We start from the raw sequence: 23572 nt of genomic DNA, 5'->3' as shown, positions 1-23572 counted from the left end.
AACTTAAAAGGCATTCACTTAGCCGATGAGCTTATCAAAGCATTTTTCAAACTCACGCTTAATTTTTTCTTCATCAAGTGTTAAACATTCACCCTTGCGGACAATCCAATTTCCGTCTACACACACATCCACTACATCTTTTGCACATGCAGAGTAAACAATATGGGACACGAAGTCCGTTTTCGGGAGGAAATGAGGTTGGTCGATATCCAGTGCGATGAAGTCTGCCTTCATACCAGCCTGCAGTAAGCCTACATTGTCTAACCAGATGGATTCTGCACCCATTTTCGTTCCCATAAGAAGCGCCTCTGCAGCAGGCACAGCTAGAGGATCGCCAGAAACACCTTTGTGAATCAACGCGGCGAGTCTCATTTCTTCGAACATATCCAAGTTATTATTGGATGCCGCTCCATCCGTTCCAAGCGAAACCTTCACGCCAGAACGAAGAAGTTCAGGAACTCGGGCAACACCACTAGCAAGCTTCAGATTGCTTCCTGGGTTGTGGGAAATACGAACATCATATTGCTTAAGGATACTGATTTCTTCATCTGTGAGATGTACACCATGCGCAATAAGCGTCGGTCTGCTGAACACGCCATGCTTTTCTAGATGAGCAACGGGTCTTAAACCGTATTGATCAACATTTCCTTGAACTTCACGACTGGTTTCTGACATGTGGGTATGGATAGGTAAGTTTAAATCATGGGCCACTTGAACAATCCGTTCTATATAGTCCGGTGGACATGTATAGGGTGCATGTGGAGACATCATGGTCGTGATTCTTCCATTCGCACCGCCATGCCAGTTTTTAGCAAACTCGGTGGCTTCTTTCAATTTAGCATCTTGTACTTCCGGTGGACAAAGACCTATAATTCCTCGGGTCAAAACACCGCGCATACCTGACTCTTCAACGGCTTTAGCAACTTCGTTCATATGGTCATACATATCCACAAAAGTTGTCGTACCACCTTTAACCATCTCTAGAATCGTTAACTGTGTCCCCCACTTCACATCTTGGGCGCTGAATTTGGCTTCCATCGGCCACATTTTCTCTTCTAACCATATTTGGAGTGCAAGATCGTCACCGTATCCACGTAAAAGCGACATCGCTGCGTGACCATGCGTATTCACAAGACCAGGCATATAAAGCTTGTTCGTGCCGTCAATCACTTCGTCATAATTTTCTCGGGGTTCAGGTATTTCCTCACCGATGTATGTAATCTGGCTGCCCTCAATAACCATACAGCCCTTTATAGACGATTTTGCTTCATTATTTGAAATAAAAATACCGTTCGTAATTAATGTTTTTTTCATACTAAAAATCCCTCTCTATGCTCATTCTATTAAAGACATTGCTTTTTAAACTTTACATCTTCGGGCTTGTAAAATCAAGGAAGCCAAGTGATGTTAAGAAATTGTTAAATGTCACGGAATTTTCGTTGCTTTCGATGCAATTGTTATGATACTTTTAACTTTGTGAGTTTTTTCTACCATTTGGTCTGTTTATCTTATATATTCGATCAAAAACTAGTACATATAGTAAAATATAGGAGGATTATATGACAACGTTATTCACGAAAAAGAACGAAGTCGATTTCTTGCAACTTCTCATCCGTGCTGCAGAAAACGCATTGCAAACTGCTCAACTATTTCGCACAGCCATGATGGGTGATAAACCGCCTATTGAGTATGTAAAAGCGATTAACGATTTAGAGCATGCAGGCGATTCCATTACTCACGAAATTTTTAAAGGTTTAAACAAAGTATTTATTACACCGATTGATCGTGAAGACATTATGGTTCTAGCCTCCAAAGTGGATGATGTAACAGACGGTATTGAAGCTACAATTGCTCGTTTCGACTATCTTGCTGTATCCCATACAGATTCTTATATGAAAGAGTTTTCGGCTGTCATTGTAGACTCTTGCCAACATATGCTGGATGCATTCAAGCTTCTGGCGAAGAAAAAATACATGCAAATCCCCGAGCATACGGTTGCTATTAATTCCCTTGAGAATGACGGAGACCGTTTGATGCGCGAAGGGATTCGCCAAATTTTCATCACACGTAAAGATGTGTACGAAGATTTTAAACTAAAAGAAATTTATGAGCGTTTGGAAGAAACAACGGATGCTTGTGAAGATGTAGCCAATATCCTTGATAGCGTTGTACTTCGCTATTCATAAGGCACATTCGTGTCCTATGTCTACGAAGAAAGTTTTCCAAATGGAAAACTCTTAGGAGGAAATCATGTTAACTTATTTAATCGTTATCGTTGTGCTTGCTTTACTTTTTGATTTCATTAATGGATTTCACGACACGGCTAATGCGATTGCAACTTCCATTTCCACACGTGCATTAAGTCCACGTGTAGCCATCGCCATGGCCGCCACTCTCAACTTTGTCGGAGCCATGGTTTCCTCTAAGGTTGCCAAAACCGTTGGAGGCAGCATTGCTAACCCAGCCAAAATTGAAAACGGCGTTGAAATCGTCATCGCTGCCTTACTTGCGGCCATCATTTGGAACTTGTTGACCTGGTATCTGGCGATTCCTTCATCTTCTTCGCATACACTCCTTGGTTCTCTTGCTGGAGCTGTTATTGCTGGAGCTGGGGTCTCTGCGGTGAATTGGAATGGTTTTACTCAAATTATTATCATTTTGGTTTTATCGCCCATTATTGCTTTCGCCCTAGGTTACCTAATTATGATCTTGATCAAGTACATCGTTATATGGTCTGGGAACACTTCAAGATCGAAACTAAATCGCATATTCCGTACCTTGCAAATTTTATCCGCGGGATTACTTTCATACTCCCATGGTGGAAACGATGCACAAAAAGCAATGGGGATTATCGTTTTTGGTTTAGTCGCAGCCGGTGTTCAAACAGACCTGGAAGTACCCGTATGGGTGAAAATTGCTGCCGCTCTGGCCATGGGACTTGGAACATCCATCGGTGGATGGCGAATTATTAAAACCGTTTCCGGTAAGATTGTTAAAATCGAGCCGATTAATGGCTTTGCCTCGGACTTAACGTCATCACTCGTTATTCAATTCTCTACTCATTTGGGTAAACCATTGTCAACGACCCATGTTATTTCCTCCGCGATTATCGGAACAGGCAGTGTCATGCGCTTCCATGAGGTTCAATGGGGCACGGTTGGCCGCATGTTGATCACTTGGATTATTACGATTCCAATCAGCATCGTGCTTGCATTCTCGATCTACTTTGTTCTATTCAGATTCATTTTTTAAAAATAAAAAGGCACGACCCAAGCTTCGGGTCGTGCCTTTTTCTAATCCAAATAATAAGCTAAACTTTGCAATTCTGTTGTAAAATCTGCATGATGTACGCGCACTTCGGGAGGAACCCTAATAATGACTGGAGCAAAATTCAATATCGCTTCGATTCCGCATTCAATGAATTGATTGGCTACAATTTGAGCTTCGTTCGCAGGAACCGTAATGATGCCGATGCGAACGCCTAATTCAGATAAGACATTCTTCATCTCATGCATCGGTTGAACGATTAAATTGTTGATCGATTCCCCTGCCTTACTTGGCAATGCATCAAATACTGCGACAATTTTCATATCATTCCGTAAATAAGTATTATAATTGCATAAAGCGCGACCTAAGTTACCTGCTCCAACAAGAGCAACTTGAATATGGCGATCCAACTTCAGGATCTGTCTGATCTTCTCAATTAAGTAAGCAATGTCGTAGCCGATTCCCTTTTTACCGAATTCCCCGAAATAAGCCAAATCCTTGCGAATCTGTGCCGGATTCAGATCGAGCTTTTGACCCAAATCCTGCGAAGATACCGTCGAAACATTTTTCATTGCAAGTTCATTCAGAAAGCGTAAATAAATGGGCAGCCTTCGGACGACAGCTTCCGATATTTTTTGTGTTTTCAATTCTACGCCTCCCCCATCCACTCTTCAATCCTAGGTAACATTTGCTCGGTCGTCATATGCTCAATCTTCGGACCAGGCAATGAATAAAGGAAGTGCTTGCCATAATACGTATCAATGACACGAGTATCATAGATGATAACGATGCCTTTATCGGATGCACGTCTGACAAGTCGGCCAAAGCCCTGCTTAAATCGAATGACAGCCTGCGGCACAGAAAATTTCATAAATGGATTCTCATTGCGTTTCTTAATATTTTCACACTTAGCTTCAACAAGTGGATGATTGGGCGGTTGAAACGGCAATCTGATAATAGCTAGACAGCTAAGGGCATCTCCTGGAATATCGACACCCTCCCAGAACGAGCTGGTGCCCAGTAGGACGCACATTTTGTTATCTTGGAACATCCGGGTCAGTTTACTCCGATTACCGCTGTCAACCCCCTGCCCGAGTACGGTAATCCCATGTGGCTTCAAGAGATCCTTCATGCCGGCGTAAATTTGCTTAAGCATACGATTCGAAGTACACAAAATCAACATACGTCCTTTGGTAATTCTCGCAACATCACTAAGCGACCCAATAAGTGCGTTGATAAAAACAGGATCACCGGCACCTTTGATCGTCGGGAAGTCCCGAGGAATTACGACGAGAGCTTGCTCTCTGTAATTAAATGGAGATGGCAATTGAACGGTTTTCAGCTTGCCCGATTCTTCGTCCTCAGGGATAACTAACCCTAATTGATCCGCTGAATATTGAAAAGATTTATTAACAGATAAAGTCGCGGAGGTCAGGATAATACTGTCTTTGGTCTCAAAGAAATGCTGCTGCAACAGCCCACTTACATCGGTAGGTACTGATACAAGCTGCAGCGATTTCGATTTGGCATAGGTGCCCGCTTCCATCCAATATACATAACCCTCATCGGCCATTTTCATAAAAAAGTGCAGGGCATCCCGATGATTGTACAGTTCCTTTACCGTGCCATTCAAATCGGTGACTAATCCTTGGACCCCGAAAACTTCCTGCATATCCTTCACTTCATTTAACAATTTATCAAGTGTGCGGAGTAAATCATTCGCATTCAAATAAATATTGTCTTCCATAATCAGAAGCTCTCGCCATTCGGGCGGAAGTGTTTCGGGCTTCATCCGCAGCACGAACTGTGAGTTTTCCGATTGCGAAGGATCGCTCCTTGAGGATAACAGTTCATAGAGCGCTTCGCTGAGCCGATCCCAATCCTCTTTGATTTGCACGATTTTGGGATAGAGCCCGTCAATGGTTTGACTCCAAGAGGCCGTGCGTTCCTGCTGCTCATCCGATTTCTGCAATCGAAACCGCAGCATTGGTAATTGGCCACTGCGATTATCTTTATATAGCCAAATCAACGAATGATAAAATGCTGAAGAATGCAGCTCAATACCAAGATGCTTACTTGCCACTTCTTCGAAGTGATGAGCCTCATCAATGACAAGGTGCTTGTAAGACGGTAGAAGGCGGTTTTCAGCCTTCATATCCGTGAAGAGGAGGGAATGGTTCGTGATGATCACATCGGCCGTATTGGCATCATTCCGAGCGCGGTGATAGAAGCATTTCTTATACCAAGGGCACATGCGATTCAAACAAGAATCTGTGTCGCTTGCTACTGAATACCAGAACTGCGCACCCTTATTTCCAAAATGCAGCTCCTCTTCATCACCATGCTCCGTTTCACTAAGCCATACAACCATCTGCGCTGCCGTTATCGGATCTTCCTTGCCATTCTCGTAATCACGTGATGTTAGCTTTGTCTCGAATTTACGCAAGCATAAGTAATGACTTCTGCCTTTGAGCACAGCAGCTTTGAAAGGGATAGGGAAAATCTCCTTTAAGAGTGGAATGTCCCGCTCACGGAGCTGTTCTTGTAGATTAATCGTGTGCGTAGAGACGATCACTTTCTTCTCATACTTGATGCCATAATAAATGGATGGTATCAAATACCCTAGCGACTTCCCTGTTCCTGTCCCTGCTTCAATCATCAGATGCTGATCATGCTCGAGTGACTTTTCAACTTCACGAATCATCTGCTCTTGGGATTCACGGTCTTCAAAGATCTCGAATTTATCCCGTAAGGCTGTTTTTAAACCTTGATGGAACTCTGTAAAAGAAGAACCTAAACCATCCGCATCGGAGTCTTTGCGCGTATCATCCTCATCGCCCCAATCGGTGACATTGATCGTAAATTGACGGAAATATCGATTCGTATCCATATCCACACTGGTGATAGACTCTTTGTAGATGCATATTTCATCGAGGAACCAACCTAAATCACTGTTGCCGTTTTCGAAAATATGCTGCAAGCGTTGAATCGTAAGAAGCGGCAGACCCAGCAATCGTTCCATACAAATAATCCATATGGCTGCCGTTACTTCCGCATCACTATCCGCTTGGTGTGGCCTTTCATGATCGATACCGAACAAACCGGCCACCATGCTGAGCTGAAGACTCGAAATAGATGGAAATAGGATGCGCAGCAAATCCATCGTATCCAGCACACGTCCTGTGAAAGGCGGGTATCCTGTATTCGTTAGTCCTTTTTGTAGAAAGGATAAATCAAAAGCCGCATGGTGCGCCACAAGAACACAATCAAACAAGAGCGGAAACATATCCGCCATGACTTGGTCAAGCGGGGGAGCATCCGCAACCATATCTTCCGAAATCCCTGTAAGTGTTGTAATCGAAGAAGGTATACTTATCCCTGGTTTGACCAGAGAAGTATACCTGTGAGTAATTTGAAATTGATCTATAATGACGAGTCCAACCTGAATAATTTCATCCGCAGGCTGACTTCCTGTCGTTTCAAAATCCAAAACTGCAAATTTCATGACGTGTATCTTCAATCCTTTCGTCCTGCACTTCTCCTAGCATACCAAATCTTATTAGGAAAAGGGAATACCCAGTTAGCCGCTTCCGTTTTAGGATTCGTCCAAATTGATCAGCGGCTCCATGCAAGAAGGATCAGTGTGATACGCTTTTTGAAAATATTCAAAGGCTTTTTCCATATTCTGATTTTGCACTTGTATGCAGCCCATTGCGTTGTAGGAAATGGCCTTCATCTTGGTATTGTCGGTCAAGGGCAGAAGGAACTTGAAGTGTTGATACGCTTCTCCAAACTCCCCTTTGCGCAAATGACCCATCGCTAAATACACTCGAGCTAGCAAGAAATCCGGCTGCCTTTGAATCAGCATTTCGAATTCTTTGATCGCTTGATCGTACATATAAAGTTTGTAAAATCCCTGGCCTCGCATGAATTCATCCGTCTGCTTCCCGGACACATCTAGTTCCATCAGCTCATCATGTAGGGTTTGGGTGCTCATTGGTACGGCCCCATAAAACTTTCCCAACTTCTCCTCAAAAAGCAGCCACGCCTCGATGAACTCATCGCTCATCGTCTTCAACACCTGCAATTGTTCGTCGAGCTCAGCTTTTTTTTCCACGTCACTATTCGGATATTCTTTTTGGATTTCTTCCAAAACCTCGTTCATTGTGGAAAATAAATGCTTAAACATTTGGCATCCCACCTTTGCTTCGAAAGCTTATCCTCATTCTTTGTAAACAGAGCCGATTTCATGCATGGAAGTGATCCCTCTTAAAGGATGGTGGAATGCTCTTCTTCTTTGAGAAGCTGCGCAACTTTATTATTTTCACCCATAATGGCAATCGTTGGTTGATGCTTCTTCGCTTCTTCATCGGTCATCATCGCATAAGAAATAATAATAACCGTATCACCCGCCTGAACTAGCCTAGCTGCAGCCCCATTTAAACAAATCACACCTGTGCCGCGCGGCCCCGGAATAATATAAGTTTCGAGACGTGCACCATTGTTGTTGTTCACAATTTGCACTTTCTCATTCGGCAGCATACCAACTAAATCGATCAAATCTTCATCAATCGTAATACTTCCGATATAATTCAAATTCGCTTCTGTTACGGTTGCCCGGTGGATTTTAGCTTTCATCATCGTTCGAAACATGAAGGTCACTTCCTTACTTGTAAAATTAAATTATCGATCAAACGCGTTTTGCCGAATTTCACGGCTAAAGCAATGATAATAGAAGGGGTAAAATGGCTATTTTCAAAAGGTTCTAATGTCGGATAAGCTAGTACCTCTACATAGTCAATGATGGCTAAAGGTGTAGTCGCAATATGTTGGCTGACCAAGCTTTCAAGCTCCTGCGGGGTGAAAGTTGCATGTGATTCCACAAATGCCTTAGCTTTCTTTAAGGATTGTGACAAAACTAAAGCTTGCTTACGCTCTTCCTCAGAAAGATATACGTTACGCGAGCTCATTGCCAGCCCGTCTGCTTCACGCAATATAGGACAAGGAACAATCTCGATGCCGAGATTGAGATCTTGCACCATTTGCTCAATGACAGCAACCTGCTGGGCATCCTTTAAACCAAAAAAGGCTTGATCGGGCTGCACAATATGAAACAACTTGCTAACAACAGTTGCGACCCCATCAAAGTGTCCAGGGCGCGACGCTCCGCAAAGTCGGGAGGTAAGACCTGTCACACTGACCGTTGTGCGCGTCGGTGACGGATACATTTCGCTCACAGATGGCATAAACACCAGATCAACGCCCGCGGCTTCAGCTAATTGCAAGTCCCGCTCCGTATTGCGCGGGTATCGCTCGAAATCCTCACCTGGACCGAACTGGAGCGGATTAACAAATATACTTAGCACGACAAGTCCACTTTGAGCACGTGCTTTGCGTAGCAAACTAGCATGACCTTCGTGTAAATAGCCCATTGTGGGTACAAACCCAACAGATTGGTCGTTCTTGCGTCGATAGTCTCTTATGCGAGAACGCAAATCAGCAATTGAATGAATCACTTCCATTGTCTGGATCGCTTCCATGCCTCTCACTTCTCCTTATCGCCATATAAGTATTCAACAACATCGTTGTCCATATGAAACGTATGCTCTGGCGCAGGGAATGCCCTTGCTTTCACTTCTTTCACATACTCCCCAATACCTGCACGAATAGTTTCCCCTATATTCGCGTACGCTTTTACGAACTTTCTGGCAGCACTGTCAGAACCATACTGGAGAAGATCGTGATAAACAAGCACCTGGCCATCGCAATGAACCCCAGAACCAATTCCAATCGTAGGAATCGATAGCTGCTTCGTTATCCATTCGGCCAGCTCATCAGTTACCAGTTCTAAGACCACCGCGAAAGCTCCCGCTTCCTCAAGTGCTTTAGCATCACTGAGCAATTTCTCTGCTTGTTCGGAACTTCGTCCTTGTACGCGGAATCCACCAAGTTGATGAACAGATTGCGGAGTTAAACCCAGATGTCCGACGACCGGCACACCAGCCTCCGTGATCGCTTTGACGGTTGCCGCAATCTCAGCTCCGCCTTCCAGCTTAACCGCTTTTGCTCCACCCTCTTGCATTAATCGAGCAACACCTCGAAATGTCGTGTCCAAGCTTCCATGGTAAGTCAAGAAAGGCATATCCGCTACAATAAACGTATTTGATGCTCCACGCACCGCCGCTCGCGTCTGGTAAACCATATCATCCAGTGTGACAGGCAGGGTTGAATCGTAGCCCAGTACTACATTCCCCAGAGAATCACCTACAAGGATGACATCAATGCCAGCCTCTTCCGCCAAGCGGGCTGAGGGATAATCATAAGCAGTTACCATGGTAATGGGAACTCCATCTTGCTTCATTTTTCTCATCTTAGCTGTCGTAAGCGGCTTACGTTGTTCCATTGATATCCCAGCTTCCTCATATAAAATAAAAAACCTTTTAGCTAAGAGCTAAAAGGATCGCATGCAGAAAGAATCCAATGATCCCTCTGTCTCGGTCCCATAAGGCTCAGAGCAGAATCCAACATCTTGTTTCAAGTCCTATTCCATTGTAACAAACTACCATCGTCAATCTGCAAGTGCAGTTCCTTTAAGGATACCGCCTTGTCTTGCTATTATACCAAATGTTGCTTCCATTTGATACCTTTACTTCAGTTCAATATCTCCGGAATAGATCTTTATTTTCTCTCCGGCTTGCGTTATTACTGTTAATGCACCTGAATCATCCAACGAGTCAGCGACTCCTTCAATGACTCCTGCAGGTGTATGCGTGCGGATTGGACGCTTCAAAGTTACACTGAGAGCTTCCCATAGCAAACGGATTGGGGCGAAGCCTTTCTCCATATAAAGTGCATAGAGATCTTCAAATTCTAAAAGAAAAGCTTGTACCAAACTTTCTCTTGGGATGTCAGCGCCCGATTCAATCGCTAGTGAAGTCGCAATATTCCGCAGTTCCTCGGGGTAATCCTCCGTCTTCAAATTCACACTGATACCAATCCCTGCAATCACATACTTGAGCCGTTCATCTTCGCCACTGCTTTCTAACAAAATGCCGCTTACCTTCTTGCCTTTAATTAGAAGATCATTAGGCCACTTGATGCCGATGTCTACCTGGCAAACTTTCTGGATAGAGCGACATAGCGCTACCGCACTAAGTAGCGTTAATTGGGGCATGAAAAAAACAGGAATACGCGGCGTTAACACGAGACTCATCCAGATCCCTTTACCAGCCGGAGAATGCCACGTACGCCCCATTCTGCCTCTCCCTGCTGTCTGTGCCTCTGCCAGCACAATCGTGCCCTCAGGAGCTCCCGAGGCAACGAGAGCGTGTGCAATTGTCTGCGTTGATTCAACTTCCCCGTAAACATGAATCTTTTGACCAAGCACTTTGGTTTTCAATCCGCTCAATAGTTCGTTCACTTGCCATGAATTAGGTTTGCTCAGCAATCGATACCCTTTGCGAGGCGCTGCTTCAAATTCATAGCCTGCCGCTCGAAGCTCTTCGATATGCTTCCAGATCGCGGTGCGGCTAACGTTAAGTCTTCGGCTGATTTCCTCCCCGGAAACGTATGCTTCCGGGGACTCTTGGAACAGCTCTAATATTCGTTTGTTCATACGATTTCACTCACGATCTATCGGGAATTTATTTTGAGACCGATTCATATTGTTTTGCTGCAATTGTTGTAGTTGTATTAGTTCGTGCTAACTCCAAAAAGCAATTTTAGAGTCGTTCAGCAGCTCGTGAAGGTAGATGGGCTATAGTGTTACAGGAATGTTGTAGTTTCTACAACATCATTCAACCGTGAATATGGATTCATTATAAAAAAAACCGCGCTGCGCTGCTACTTCGCAGCACGCGCGGCTTGTAAAAGTGATTCTCGCTCGTTCCGAATTTCACCGAGCGCGGTTCGTTCAAGCAGCTGCTGCAGCAGTATGCCCATCCATGGGCCCGGCTGCCGTCCAAGTTCCTCCGCCAAATCCGTGCCGGATATGGCGAGTTCCTTCAGGCTGAAGCAGGGAACCTCCTTCAGCCAAGCGTCCCCGCGGCGCAGCAGCTCCGGCGCGGCGGTTTGCAAGAAGCGCGCGAGCTCGCCGCGCTGCTCAGGGCATTGCGGCAGCACCTGCAGCAGCCGCAGCAGAGCGCGGGCTGCGGCTTCGCCGCGGCGCACCGCGCCAAACTTCCAGACCCGCTCCAGCGGAGCCGGATCCTGCACTAACGCGGCGTTCTGCGAAGCGCCGCTCGTAAGCTGCGCGGCCACAGCCTCGCGCAGGGCCAGCACCGCCACGACCGCTTCGCAATCAGCGCGGGAGAAGGTCAGCTCCTGGAGCGCCGTGCGGACCGTGTCCGCTGGCATCTCCAGAAGCATCAGCAGCATAGCCCAGCGGTCATGCTGCCCTTCCAGCGCGCTGATAGCATCCAGCGCATCATCCCACGCGAGCCAGCGCTCAAAAGGTAGCGGCAGCTGCTTTTTGAGGTGCGCCGTGAGGCGGCTCGCCAGCAGTAACCGCACAGCCCGTGCGGGGGCTGGCCCTTCGACCATGCGCTGCAGCTCGCTGCGCACGCGCTCCATAGCGATGTGGCGCAGCAGCGGAGCTTGCGCAAGCAGCGCTTGCCACGTACTCGATTCGACCTCCAGTCCATAGGTCGAGGCAAAACGGACACAGCGAAGCATGCGCAGCGCATCTTCGCCGAAACGCTCCTCCGCAGCCCCTACGCAGCGGAGCACCCCATCTGCAAGATCCTTCTGCCCGGCAAAAGGATCCAACACAATACCCGCCGCGTCCATAGCCATAGCGTTCATCGTAAAATCGCGCCGCTTCAAATCCTCCGTCAAATCCGAAATGTATTCGACAGATGTTGGGCGGCGGAATCCCTCATACTCCGTTTCCTTCCGGAACGTCGTTACCTCATAGGTCCCTTGTGACAGGATGACGGTTACGGTGCCGTGCTGCAGCCCTGTCGGCGCCGTCCGCGGGAAGCAGGATATCACCTGCCCCGGCAATGCTGACGTCGCAATGTCGATGTCCTTGATCGGTCTGCCAAGCACAGCATCACGAACACAACCACCTACAAGAAACGCCTCATATCCTGCTTCTGTAAGCTTAGAGAGAACTATGGAAGCTCCACGATCTATCACTTTTATTTTAACAACATCCGACATGTTACTCCTAACCTGCTAACATCCTTTTATTGACAGGACGAAGCTGTAATGCGATGAGATTCTGGAAGCTCTCTTCCCAGCACGCGATAATAAATTTCCTCATATTGAACCGTAGTTATATCATTACAAAATGTATGCCGAGCACGAGTCAAGCAATTCTGCGCCACTTGTTCGTACAATACTTGATTACTAAGCAAGTTTACGACATATTCGGCCATTTTATCAGTATCTCCAACATCTGCTAAATAGCCGGTTTCACCGTGCGTAATAAGTTCGGGAATCCCGCCGGCATTGGAGCCAATCGTTGGCACTCCGCATGCCATCGCTTCTAGGGCAACTAGACCGAAACTTTCTTTTTCCGAAGGAAGCAGCATTACGTCGGCAAGGGAAATCACCTGTGCGACATCATCCTGTTTACCACAGAACGTCACCTTATCTGTAAGGCCAAGTTCCTTTACCTTAGAAATCATTTTGGATAAATCAGGACCTTCTCCCACGAACAAAAGCCGCGACGGAATCTGCTTGCTGACTTTTGCAAAAATATCAATAACATCCTGCACACGTTTAACAGGTCTGAAATTAGAAATATGAATAAGAATCTTCTCTTCCGGCCGGGCAAACTCGCCTCTAAGCTTCGTAATATCACGCGGGTAATACACCCGTTTATCGACGAAATTATAAGTTAAATCTATGTCACGGTCGATGTCCAATAATTCTCTTGTTTCTTTAATTAAATCTTTCGAAACCGCTGTAACCGCATCGCTTTCATTAATCGCATAGCGAATTAAGTCGGAAATCGATTGATCCTGTCCCAGAACGGTTATATCCGTTCCATGGAGTGTCGTAACAACCTTGAGCTTACTACCAACCATCTGTTTCGCCAGAAGTGCACATACAGCATGAGGAATGGCATAATGAACATGTAATAAATCTAACTCTTCCATCTTGGCGACCTGTGCTAATTTACTGGCGAGAGAAAGGTCATAAGGCGGATACCGAAAGACATAATATTGACTGACTTCCACTTCATGATAAAAAATATTTTTATGAAATTTACCCAAACGAAAAGGCATACTGTGTGTAATAAAATGAACCTCGTGTCCTTTTTCGGCAAGCAGCTTGCCAAGTTCAGTAGCAACAACACCTGAACCGCCTAAAGTCGGATAACAGGTAATTCCAATCTTAAGTTTATCTTTCATCATGCACCTCTTTTCCGATCAAACGAATTGATCTACCACCAAGGGCAGCTTAGAAACGAAACCTTCTGCATAAGTTAACAAGCGCTTTTGACCTAATACGCGATCTCGAGCTTCAACTCGTTCGATATAGCCTTGATTTAAGGGAGTGGCTACGGTACCTTGACCCGTTATAAATTGAGAGCGATAAGCGCTCAGTGCTGCAATTTTTTCATCGTAACAATCGGTTACATCCACCATAAGATCAGCTTCGTAAACGTCATTTATAAAATAAAAGTACATCTGTTCCACGTTCACAGGATCAGAATCCGGCAAATACTTGCGAAGCTTAGCGTTAAAAACAGCTTCCTGGACCAACCCCGAACAGGCAACATGGTCTGGATGCCGATCCTGCCAGTAGGGTGCAAAGACGATTCTCGGCTTAAATTTACGAATTTCTTGCGTAATACGCTCAATATTTGCCTGTGTGACAAATAATCCTCGATCGGGTAATCCCAGATTCGTACGAACCGTCACGCCTAGAATACTCGCAGCCAGTTCAGCCTCCTCGATCCTTGTTTCTACTGTGCCATTAGAGGACATTTCGGCATAGGTCAAATCACAAAGACCAACCTTAAGCCCACGCTTGGTATGTTTGGCAATGGCGGCCCCCATTCCAATCTCAGCATCATCTGCATGTGCGCCAAATATAAGAATATCGAGAGATTCGCTCATCTTATTCAATACCTGGCTTGTATTTATGTACTAACTCTCTCCAACCGAAATCACCGCGATCAAGCGCTCTGACGAGTAGTTCTGCTGTTGCTACATTCGTAGCGCAAGGAATCCCCTGAACATCACATAGTCGCAGAAGAGCAATAATGTCCGGTTCATGTGGTTGAGCCATTAATGGATCTCGAAGGAAAATAATAAAATCCATCTCATTTTCTGCTACCAATGCGCCAATTTGCTGGTCTCCCCCAAGAGGACCTGACATAAATCGATGTACGTCTAATTTCGTGCCATCCATAATCCGCTGTGCTGTCGTACCTGTTCCATATAACTTATGACCCTCGAATACATGTTCATACGCTGTAACGAAGTTCACCATTTCATCTTTCTTACGATCATGGGCAATTAACGCTATCTTTAACATCTTGTCTTCCACTCCCCTAGGGCTCTTTAATCTATAAAATGCTCGAATCCATAAATCATTCCGCTATATGTCATCACTTTACGCACAGCGATGGCAACGCCCGGCATATAGGCTGCACGATCATAAGAGTCATGTCTAATTTTGAGCGCTTGGCCTTGTTCCGCCATAATAACTTCCTGCTGAGCAAAGACGCCAGGCAGTCGAACGCTATGTATTCTAAATCCATTGTAATACCCACCGCGTGAACCTTCAATTGTTTCTTCTTCTTTCGGATTGCCTTGACGCAGCTCTCCTCTAACTTCGGAGATAAGTTCCGCGGTTTTCACTGCGGTTCCTGAAGGCGCGTCCAACTTTTGATCACCATGGTACTCAATGATTTCTAGATTAGGGAAGTATTTAGACGCTTGAGCAGCAAATTTCATCATCAGTATAGCCCCTATTGAGAAATTCGGAGCGATTATTCCGCCTATTCCGCTTTCTTGGCACTGCTTGTCCAATTCAGCAATAGCTTGCGGCGTAAATCCTGTTGTTCCCATGACAGGGCGAATTCCTAGGCGTATAGCCAAGTTTGTATGTGAAACCGCTGTTTGCGGTCCAGTAAAATCTACTAAAACGTCTGGCCTGGATTCTGTTAGAGCCTGTTCCAAATCATTGCTCATTGTAACTCCACATTCTTCAAATCCTACCATCCTTCCCAAATCAATTGGGCCAGAGGAGCGGTTAACCCCCGCCACCAATTCCATATCGGACTCTGTGAGTACGGTCTTCACGACCTCTCGCCCCATTCTTCCACTTGCACCAATAACGGCTACTCGAATTTTACGATCCATGTCAAGAATATCTCCTTTTTGTATGTTTCAAGCCTATAATTTCATCTTTTGTTGATAGAGCGCCGCATGCTGTTTCGCAATTTCATGATGAGGCTCCAAACGAACCGCTTCCATAACGGTTTGATAGGCTCTCCCATAATCTTTTCGAAAAGCAAAAGCTTCTCCTAGAATAAGATACGCTTCAATAGCCAGAGGATCAAGAGTAATCGCTTCTTTTAGTAAGAAAATCGCACGTTCCTCATGCTCAGACTGGGCACTTAGCTGTTTTTGTGCTTTTTCAACTAATTCTCTTGCATGCAGCACTTGCAGATGATAACGATAAACTTCATTATCTTTAACCAACTCTAGTGCCCTAGAAGCATGCTCAATGGCTTTAAACAATTTGTTACTTCTTGCGAAAGTAATCGATAGCTTGTAGTGATAGGCAGCATTGTTTGGTTCTTCAGCTATCGCTTTTTCAAACCATTCAATGGCTTTTTCAAAATCATGACCAAGTATGGATTCGTACGCTTTCTGTATTTGAGTTTCTCCATTCATCTGCCCATCCTCCTCCACCCGAAATCGAGTCTCCCGTTATTGGGGATGGTATAGTTTATGAAGCTTATGTAGTTTCGGTGTTAATTTTGGTCCATCGACCCGCGTCCCGCGTGTTGAATTTATGCATGATTTTATCGTGTGCTTCCGTCAAATCAATGCCCAAAGAGTTCGCGAAACAGATGGTTATGAAAAGAATATCACCGAGTTCGAGCTCAATCGAATTATCTGCTTCCGTGCTTTTTTTGGGCTTTTCACCGTATGTGTGATTCACCTCTCGGGCTAATTCACCAACTTCCTCTGACATTCTGGCCAGCATAGCTAAAGGACTGAAATATCCTTCCTTAAACTGGGAAATATAAGTGTCAACCTCTTGTTGTATATCTTTAAGAGTACGTTCGGACATGTTCACCCTTCTTTCCATCATCTTCACCGAGCTATCATTACTATGTTAAACTATAGAAGAAAAGTTGACAAATTTTTTTGGCGATATCATCAAGTATTTGGAGGAACAGGAATGAGATTTAAGGAACGATTTGCTGATCGATTTACGAATGTTGTTGCAATTATGATCGGCACGGCTATTTATGCGTTTGGTTTGCACTATTTTGTTATTTCCAATGAGTTAATGGAAGGCGGGGTTACAGGTGTTTCATTGCTGCTCAAATATGTACTAAACGTGCCGCCTTCCCTATCTACGCTATTAATTAATATTCCTTTGTTTTATATCGGATGGAAAAATTTTGGAAGAGGACAGATGCTATACACCATCTTCGGCGTCGTCTCGTTGTCTTTCTTTCTATGGATCATGGAGCTGCTCATTCGAAAAGAATGGCTTATCCCTTTTCACACCACTCAGGATTACTTTCTAGCGACTCTATATGCAGGTATTACTCTCGGGGCTGGACTGGGACTTGTCTTCCGTTTCGGAGGTACTACAGGTGGCTCTGATATCTTGGCTCATATCGGCAATAAGAAGAGAGGTTGGAGTGTTGGCCAAGTCATCCTCATTATTGACGTCATCGTCATTGGCTCTTCGTTAATTTATTTACCAAAAGAGAAGGTCTTATATTCACTTGTTGCCGTCTTCGTAAGCTCTCGTCTCATTGATTATATTTCCGAAGGTGCTTACGCGGCCAAAGCATTTACAATTATTAGCGATCAAGCAAGTCAGTTAGCACAAGCCATTACGTCGGAACTAGATAGAGGAGTGACTTTATTCCCAGCTAGAGGTGCCTACTCCGGCAACAATAAGGAAGTTGTTTATTGTGTGGTCTATCGTCACGAAACCAGAAGGCTTCGTGAACTCATTCATTCAATGGATCCTAGCGCATTCATCATTATTGGTGATGTGCATGATGTTATTGGTGAAGGATTTAAACAAAAGTAACAAAAAAAGTGGGCCCAGCAACTGTATAAGCTTGCTCGACCCACTTTTATGTTTCACCTATTTTCACTTTCTCTCGTATGCTTAATCGGAACAATATGCCGTCCTGATTGGTACATTCTCCATCCCACGAAGGATAGCACACTGACAATAATGAGACCAATGCCTAACGACCAGATGATTGGCTGTCTAGGGTCTGTAATTGGCACGAAAGCGATCGCATCCTTGTTCCTCAGAAACAAATCATCCAAAACGTGATTTAGATGGTCAAGCCCTGATTCCAATTGTTGAGTCGACATAGGCTGACTATTCAAATTCGTTCGGATAAAAGCGAGCAGCGAATCAAGCTTTTCGACGGAAGCAGCATCTCGGCTAATCAGCAAGGAAGGATGAATAATGGCAATATGCTGCGAGAGCTTACCGAAATTCGCCAACGCCTCCTTTTGTTTATTCGCTTTAACGTCCTCGTTCAGGTTATTTGTATCATTTTGCAGTACTTTATAATATTGCAGCCACATAGGCTGGTTCTTATGTGTTAGCGCATCCGTGGCTAGACGAATTTTGGCGACAGCGACCTGCCCTTCTTCCGGTGAATAGGCAGCGGCATTATAAACTCTTTTCGCTTGTGTAATCGTCTCCGTTAAAGCATTTAACCCCTCAACAGATGTAATCCCCTCGAAATGAATCTTAGGAATCTGATCAGACATTTGCATCAGTTTATTTCTCGCTTCTGTTACTTGACCATCCATGGTTTGTTTGTACATATCATCGGCAATTTGGTTCAAAAAGGCTATCCGCTCTACTTGTTCAGGATCTATTGGCTTAGCGGCTTGTCCGTTTGTACTCGTGCTAACTCCGCAAGCTGAGCTTATACTTATAACGGCTGCCAGCAGAAGTGTGGTCGTTAACCATTTCATACCGGAATAATTAAACATGGGACATCCCCTCCTTCACCATCATCATATGGAGGTTTGTCCCAATTTAGACCAGCTGCTATGCGGTTATGTACTTCTTTTCTTACGGATAAGCAGGCATACAACTGCTATCAAAATACCAGATATACTTAAGGCTACTGTGAACCATTCAATCGCAAGTAGATTGTCATCAAGTTCCCGAGGTAATCGCGGAAAAATCCCTCTTTCATAATCCATGAAATCGTTCCAAAATGTCCACATAGCGACAATAATAATAGCCGTTAGCCTGTATCTATACCATCGAACAAATAGCAGTGCTTCCACAGCCATAGCCAAATGGGAACCTGTCAGCATCCAACCATCCCAGCCGACGGGAACTCCTTGCCAAGCACCTGTCCAAATCATGGCAACTGCCCAGATTCCATATTTAAATGAAGTAATCAATGCGAATGCTTCAACAAACCCGCGAATGGCACGATAGAGCTTATTAGGTTGCTGATCCAAAGAACGGTCCATAAGCAGGAAGCCGATTGATAGAGTGAAAAACAAGCTGGCTGTTGGGCTGTCTGGGACAAAATATACGTACCAAACAGGGTAATTAGCAATCGTATCGACCATTTGTGCCCAGTACCACTCATAGCCATAAACAGTTCCTAAAAGGTTTGAAATGAAAAACGCCCACAACATCTTTTTACTGAGCAGAAAATCCTTGCTCCAAAAATAGGAAACAGACAACCCTTGCTGCAAGTAAGCTCCTCCTCTTGTGTGAACTTATCTAAAAAAACCTGACCGCTCTCGCGATCAGGTTTCCTTGTTTATTGAACTTTTTGTTTGGATAACCATTCAGCAAGTTTATTAATATCAGCATCGCTTAAGCCTTTATCAATGTTAGCTTGATATTGTTTACCCATATTGCCTTTACCGTTTTTGATAATGCCAAGAATCTCTTCTTGAGGATGCTTATCACCAACACCAAGTAAGGGAGGTACACCAGAAGCCGGCATTCCTTTAAGTCCAGCACCGTGACAAGATAAGCAAGTTGCTTTCTTGTAGATCTCTGCACCAGGATCATCCGCTGCAACGATAGCTGCAGATTTCTTCGTTTCCTTCGCACCGCCGCCACCAGCAGCACCTTTGTTCGCGTGCATCTCTTCCTCACGCTTAATGTGCTCTGGAACGATGTTTTTCTCTTTCAATTCTACTTGGTAATGAGACCAAGATGTATACGTCAAATACGTACAAGCGATAAGAGATAAAATCATCAAACTTGAAGCGATTGGTCTTCTGTAGAAACGACGCTCTTTACCTGTATCCAAGAACGGAGCAAGAAGCAAGCCACCGAACAGTAAACCAGGTACAACAACTGCTCCAAGAACAACATAATCACCAGATGTATATGGATATTTCAACAATTGATACATGAATAAGAAGTACCAATCCGGCATCGGAATGAAAGCTGTGTTCTTAGGATCCGCAGGATATCCTAGCGGAGCTGGATCCGACATGACCAGTACTAGCATACCGACCAATACGACTACACCAACCATCCATTCTTTCAACAAGAAGTTTGGTATGAACGCTTCTGATTTCCCCGGATATGCAGAATAATCTTTAGGAATCAGACGTTGCTCTTGTGATTTTTTTATTACGCGGGAATCTCCCACATAAACGATTTTTTCGTCAGACTTATGACCATGCGCCACGCTATTTGCCCCTCCTTCAATTATAGCGGTCCGGAAATACCTTGTTTGCGAATCATGAAGAAATGTCCAGCAAGCAAAGCTAGCAGAACGCCCGGCAGGAAGAATACGTGGATGGCAAAGAAACGAGTCAATGTTTGAGCGCCAACAATGCTTCCACCTTGCAGCAATGTTTCAATATAAGGTCCCGCGAACGGTACCGCTGCTGCGATCTTCATACCTACTTGTGTAGCGAAATACGCTTTGTTGTCCCATGGTAGCAGGTACCCGGTAAAACCAAGACCTAACATAACGAAGAAAATCAACATGCCTACAACCCAGTTCATTTCACGGGGTGCTTTATAAGAGCCTGTGAAGAACACGCGCAGGGTATGTAAGAACATCATGACGATTACTAAGCTGGCTCCCCAGTGGTGCATACCTCTGACAATAACACCGAAAGCCACTTTATGTTGTAAATAGTCAACGCTGGCATACGCGTTGATAATATCAGGAGTGTAGTACATGGTTAAAAACATCCCTGACAAAATTTGAATAACCGTGATGAAAAACGTCAATCCGCCGAAGCAATATACGAAAGCGGAAAAATGATGAGCAGGGTTTACGTGCTCTGGAACCTCGTGGTCTGCTACATCCCTCCACATTGGCGTAATATCAAGACGTTCGTCAATCCAGTTGTATACGTTTTTAAACATCTGATGCTGACGCCTCCTTATACTCTTGTGTTAGCATGTAGTTGACCCACATAAACGAAACCATTCTCTACTTTGGTCGTATACTCATCCAAAGGCTTTGGTGCTACAGCAAGGTTCTTACCATCTTGCGTATAGTGAGCACCGTGACAAGGACAGAAATACTGATCTTTGTAAGCAGGATTATCGTTCCAGTTGACTGTACATCCAAGATGCTTACAAGTTGGATTCAATGCAAAGAGCTTGCCGCCGCTGTCTTTGGAAATCCATGCAACCAGTTCAGCATCGCTTTCGTACCAGCCGTCAACCTGATGGATTTGGAACGTAAACGCTTGTGGAACATTTGTAATTTTACTTTCTTCGACAACTTTAACCCAATCCGAAGCACTCTTCTTTTGAAGGACAGGATCAACAGCAAACCGTATCATCGGTATAAGAATACCGGCTCCCATGAATCCACCAGCGCCACCAAGGGTGTAAGAAAGAAATTGTCGACGAGACATTTCGCGTTTGGTCCCGGGTTTCTTCCCATGCTGTTCTTCTTTGTGATTGTTATGATCACTCATTCTCAGGTCTACCCTCCTACATTGGCCGAAGTCCGAACCCTCTCGGACATCAGTTACCTCTATCACGTGTCGTTCGACATTACACTACATAACTAGGACATTACTAATAATAGCCTACGTCTACTAGGTCGTCAAGAATCCATAACTCCTTTTTGGCGGTTGAAATCCGAGCCACTGGACAAATTTTAACGAAATTGTCACAACTTTTTGGCAGCTATAGAAATTAATTTCTCCCCTTATCCTGCACAACTTTTTTTCCATTAATACGCTTATCCGTTTAATGTTAATCGTTCTGCTGCCATAGTTCTTGTAATTGTTTGGAAATACTTGATTTGATTAGATCCGATTGGCTCGTCCACTGCTCCATATCGACAATAATCAGCAAATCCGTTTGCTCTGCTTTCCAAAGTGCTGCCTCTTTATGTATGGTAAGACCGATTACATAACGGAACCCCGTTCTTTTTAAATGAAGTGAGATGGCATTCAATTGTTCTCTCATAACCGTACCCGTTATGTAGTGAAGCGCTGGATAGGTTACTACTCTGCCCTTGTAAGGAATTTCAACCGTTTCCAGAGCATCTCGAAGCTGTTCTAACGCGAGTGTCACTTGTGCAGGATCTTCAAATCCAGTCAACCCCGTCAATGGAAGTAAACAAGTGTCCAAGTACGGTTTCAATTCTGGCCAATCTTGTTTTGATATATCATTAAACTTCAACGAATCGTCCTCCCCTATTGTTTGCCAAATATATGCTAGCTATGTAATGTCATGAATCTCATCTTGTACTTTAATCCGTCCTTAATTGACTGTCAATCGGCTCACCCGATTGTTGACGACGCAACGCTCCAAGCGCTTCCTCCAGATCTCGCTGATTCACAACCAGATAGGGACTCTCCCATTCTCCTTTTAATTGGATGTAGCGAACGGTTGCCGGCTTCAAGTCACGGTAGGATTTCGTCAATGTACGAAGCTCATCGACTGGAATATCCGTTTTAATGGATCCTCCAATGATGTCAAGCACACCCGCCCATGCGGTCAAACCATTCAATGTGGTTAATTGATCTAGTAACTGATTAAGTACTAACTGTTCTCTTTGATTCCGCTCCATATCAGAGGATTCTGCAGTGCCTAAATTGGATTTGCGGTAACGGATAAAATCTAACACTTGCTTGCCATTCAACTGCTGTTTCCCTTTATTCAGATGAATATCCGTTCCGTCACTTTCGTCCTGATAGCGCATATTCATATCAACTTCGACGGTCATTCCCCCTAATTGATCGATGAGCTTCCGAAAGCCTTCAAAATTAATAACGGCCATATAATCTATTGGAACTTGATAAACATCACTGAACAGTCTTTTGGTTTCATAAAGGGCCGTGTCTTTATTTTTATTGTAATAATAAGCATAGAAATAATTTGCCTTGTGTGATCCGTCTAATCCCGACTTATCAGCTTCAATCTCCAAATCCCTTGGAATGGATACCACCGTTCCTTGATGCGATTTTGGATTAATACTGAAGAGCATCATGACATCTGTATTCAGCGATCCCTCATTACCTTCTCGTTCATCTATAGCCGTTAGGAGGAACGTTAGCGGCTTTTCTATGGGATTGGTTGCTTGCGTAACAGGCGCAATGCTTTCGCCATTTAGATTTGTTGCTGTAGTGACTTCAGGCGCGGCAATATGATCGAGCGTCTGATTCAATTTGTTATATAGAAAAGCTGCATACACTGACGCAGCTCCTACAATTAGACCTGTGATTATAAGAACGGACGTCAACACTTTTCGAATACGGGAGTTTTTTATCATTTTTTTCATTCGTTGTCTCCTTATGTTTTGATATAATGCTCTTTTAAATGGACGCGTGGGTCGTCAAATTAGTTCTTTTTTCATCCGATATACAGCAAAAAAGACACGTGAATAAGATTCACATGCCCTTTTGGCCGCCACCAAATAATTAGTTAACCCAAAGATTGTAAGGTTTTAAGCTCAGATGTAAGAGCTAGGAACGTAGTTTGATCTCCCTTGGCTAAAGCGCGGTCAATCTCTTTATAGAGATTTTCTTCTTTATATTTGCGTATGGCATTATCCCAAACCATTTCCGCGAAAAGTGCCAGCAGCGCATCGTTAGATACATTCATTTTTCCCATGAGACCTACCTCCAAATGTTGTCCGCGGTTTGTCAGGAGC

The 23572-nt window shown here is 44.4% G+C and carries 26 protein-coding genes; 3 read left to right on the top strand and 23 right to left on the bottom strand.

The features are described 5' to 3' along the window. Nucleotides 1-18: 18 nt before the first annotated feature. Complete coding sequence (locus tag QFZ77_RS19100) at nt 19-1314, bottom strand: amidohydrolase (protein ID WP_307441836.1); 1296 nt, start codon at nt 1312-1314, stop codon at nt 19-21. A gap of 245 nt (nt 1315-1559) precedes the next feature. Between QFZ77_RS19100 and QFZ77_RS19095 the strand changes: the two genes are divergently transcribed. Together QFZ77_RS19095 and QFZ77_RS19090 are read left to right on the top strand one after the other, a co-directional pair. Then, nucleotides 1560-2186 carry a DUF47 domain-containing protein gene (locus QFZ77_RS19095; protein WP_307441834.1) on the top strand — a complete coding sequence of 209 codons (627 nt, stop codon included), beginning with the start codon at nt 1560-1562 and terminating at the stop codon, nt 2184-2186. A gap of 64 nt (nt 2187-2250) precedes the next feature. Beyond that, nucleotides 2251-3252 (top strand): inorganic phosphate transporter, encoded by a 1002-nt coding sequence (locus QFZ77_RS19090; protein WP_307441831.1) that lies wholly within the window; start codon nt 2251-2253, stop codon nt 3250-3252. A gap of 41 nt (nt 3253-3293) precedes the next feature. On the opposite strand, the gene QFZ77_RS19085 is transcribed toward QFZ77_RS19090, so the two are convergent. The 14 genes from QFZ77_RS19085 to QFZ77_RS19020 form a co-directional block, all read right to left on the bottom strand. After that, nucleotides 3294-3914 carry a redox-sensing transcriptional repressor Rex gene (locus QFZ77_RS19085; protein ID WP_307441829.1) on the bottom strand — a complete coding sequence of 207 codons (621 nt, stop codon included), beginning with the start codon at nt 3912-3914 and terminating at the stop codon, nt 3294-3296. A gap of 2 nt (nt 3915-3916) precedes the next feature. After that, nucleotides 3917-6772: an ATP-dependent DNA helicase DinG gene (dinG, locus tag QFZ77_RS19080; RefSeq protein WP_307441828.1), complete on the bottom strand. Its 2856-nt coding sequence runs from the start codon at nt 6770-6772 to the stop codon at nt 3917-3919. Between the two features lie 90 nt (nt 6773-6862). Next, nucleotides 6863-7456, bottom strand: coding sequence for a tetratricopeptide repeat protein (locus QFZ77_RS19075; RefSeq protein WP_307441827.1), 594 nt, complete (start codon nt 7454-7456; stop codon nt 6863-6865). Nucleotides 7457-7536: 80 nt separating this feature from the next. Further along, entirely contained in the window at nt 7537-7920 is a 384-nt protein-coding gene (panD, locus tag QFZ77_RS19070; RefSeq protein ID WP_307441825.1) for an aspartate 1-decarboxylase, read from the bottom strand. A gap of 5 nt (nt 7921-7925) precedes the next feature. Next, nucleotides 7926-8789 carry a pantoate--beta-alanine ligase gene (gene panC / locus QFZ77_RS19065; protein ID WP_307449646.1) on the bottom strand — a complete coding sequence of 288 codons (864 nt, stop codon included), beginning with the start codon at nt 8787-8789 and terminating at the stop codon, nt 7926-7928. Between the two features lie 23 nt (nt 8790-8812). Continuing rightward, a complete protein-coding gene (gene panB, locus QFZ77_RS19060) occupies nt 8813-9670 on the bottom strand; it encodes a 3-methyl-2-oxobutanoate hydroxymethyltransferase (protein ID WP_307441823.1) in 858 nt (285 codons plus the stop codon). 243 nt (nt 9671-9913) lie between these two features. Further along, nucleotides 9914-10882, bottom strand: a complete 969-nt coding sequence (locus QFZ77_RS19055) for a biotin--[acetyl-CoA-carboxylase] ligase (RefSeq protein ID WP_307441822.1) — start codon at nt 10880-10882, stop codon at nt 9914-9916. Nucleotides 10883-11109: 227 nt separating this feature from the next. Next, nucleotides 11110-12429, bottom strand: coding sequence for a CCA tRNA nucleotidyltransferase (locus tag QFZ77_RS19050; RefSeq protein WP_307441821.1), 1320 nt, complete (start codon nt 12427-12429; stop codon nt 11110-11112). A 26-nt stretch (nt 12430-12455) separates the two neighbouring features. Continuing rightward, on the bottom strand, nt 12456-13628 hold the full coding sequence (bshA, locus tag QFZ77_RS19045) for an N-acetyl-alpha-D-glucosaminyl L-malate synthase BshA (protein ID WP_307449643.1): 1173 nt from the start codon (nt 13626-13628) through the stop codon (nt 12456-12458). An 18-nt stretch (nt 13629-13646) separates the two neighbouring features. Beyond that, on the bottom strand, nt 13647-14339 hold the full coding sequence (gene bshB1 / locus QFZ77_RS19040) for a bacillithiol biosynthesis deacetylase BshB1 (RefSeq protein ID WP_307441819.1): 693 nt from the start codon (nt 14337-14339) through the stop codon (nt 13647-13649). Nucleotide 14340: 1 nt separating this feature from the next. Then, the gene (locus QFZ77_RS19035; RefSeq protein WP_057301781.1) at nt 14341-14760 is read right to left on the bottom strand and encodes a methylglyoxal synthase; all 420 of its coding nucleotides are present in this window, start codon (nt 14758-14760) and stop codon (nt 14341-14343) included. A gap of 26 nt (nt 14761-14786) precedes the next feature. Then, entirely contained in the window at nt 14787-15590 is an 804-nt protein-coding gene (gene dapB / locus QFZ77_RS19030) for a 4-hydroxy-tetrahydrodipicolinate reductase (protein WP_307441817.1), read from the bottom strand. A gap of 33 nt (nt 15591-15623) precedes the next feature. After that, on the bottom strand, nt 15624-16127 hold the full coding sequence (locus tag QFZ77_RS19025; RefSeq protein WP_307441815.1) for a tetratricopeptide repeat protein: 504 nt from the start codon (nt 16125-16127) through the stop codon (nt 15624-15626). Nucleotides 16128-16191: 64 nt separating this feature from the next. Then, nucleotides 16192-16530 carry a nucleotide pyrophosphohydrolase gene (locus tag QFZ77_RS19020; protein WP_079420731.1) on the bottom strand — a complete coding sequence of 113 codons (339 nt, stop codon included), beginning with the start codon at nt 16528-16530 and terminating at the stop codon, nt 16192-16194. Nucleotides 16531-16641: 111 nt separating this feature from the next. Between QFZ77_RS19020 and QFZ77_RS19015 the strand changes: the two genes are divergently transcribed. Beyond that, nucleotides 16642-17514: a YitT family protein gene (locus tag QFZ77_RS19015; protein WP_307441812.1), complete on the top strand. Its 873-nt coding sequence runs from the start codon at nt 16642-16644 to the stop codon at nt 17512-17514. A 53-nt stretch (nt 17515-17567) separates the two neighbouring features. On the opposite strand, the gene QFZ77_RS19010 is transcribed toward QFZ77_RS19015, so the two are convergent. The 8 genes from QFZ77_RS19010 to QFZ77_RS18975 all read right to left on the bottom strand — a co-directional run bounded on the left by QFZ77_RS19010 (nt 17568) and on the right by QFZ77_RS18975 (nt 23532). Further along, nucleotides 17568-18446, bottom strand: coding sequence for a sporulation protein YpjB (locus QFZ77_RS19010; RefSeq protein ID WP_307441811.1), 879 nt, complete (start codon nt 18444-18446; stop codon nt 17568-17570). A gap of 66 nt (nt 18447-18512) precedes the next feature. Further along, nucleotides 18513-19172, bottom strand: a complete 660-nt coding sequence (locus tag QFZ77_RS19005; RefSeq protein ID WP_307441809.1) for a DUF1405 domain-containing protein — start codon at nt 19170-19172, stop codon at nt 18513-18515. Nucleotides 19173-19240: 68 nt separating this feature from the next. Then, nucleotides 19241-20128, bottom strand: coding sequence for a menaquinol-cytochrome c reductase cytochrome b/c subunit (locus QFZ77_RS19000; protein ID WP_307441807.1), 888 nt, complete (start codon nt 20126-20128; stop codon nt 19241-19243). Nucleotides 20129-20148: 20 nt separating this feature from the next. Then, nucleotides 20149-20820, bottom strand: coding sequence for a menaquinol-cytochrome c reductase cytochrome b subunit (gene qcrB, locus QFZ77_RS18995; RefSeq protein WP_029193037.1), 672 nt, complete (start codon nt 20818-20820; stop codon nt 20149-20151). Between the two features lie 17 nt (nt 20821-20837). Further along, complete coding sequence (locus tag QFZ77_RS18990) at nt 20838-21383, bottom strand: QcrA and Rieske domain-containing protein (protein WP_307441805.1); 546 nt, start codon at nt 21381-21383, stop codon at nt 20838-20840. Nucleotides 21384-21666: 283 nt separating this feature from the next. Further along, a complete protein-coding gene (locus tag QFZ77_RS18985; protein ID WP_307441804.1) occupies nt 21667-22098 on the bottom strand; it encodes a DUF2487 family protein in 432 nt (143 codons plus the stop codon). Between the two features lie 70 nt (nt 22099-22168). Then, on the bottom strand, nt 22169-23200 hold the full coding sequence (locus tag QFZ77_RS18980; RefSeq protein ID WP_307441803.1) for an LCP family protein: 1032 nt from the start codon (nt 23198-23200) through the stop codon (nt 22169-22171). Nucleotides 23201-23343: 143 nt separating this feature from the next. Beyond that, complete coding sequence (locus tag QFZ77_RS18975; protein WP_047674234.1) at nt 23344-23532, bottom strand: IDEAL domain-containing protein; 189 nt, start codon at nt 23530-23532, stop codon at nt 23344-23346. Nucleotides 23533-23572: the final 40 nt, after the last annotated feature.

Source organism: Paenibacillus sp. V4I3 (assembly GCF_030817215.1).
Classification (GTDB): domain Bacteria; phylum Bacillota; class Bacilli; order Paenibacillales; family NBRC-103111; genus Paenibacillus_E.
Note: the sequence above shows the minus strand (reverse complement) of the source record. Positions and strands in the feature narration are given on the sequence as shown.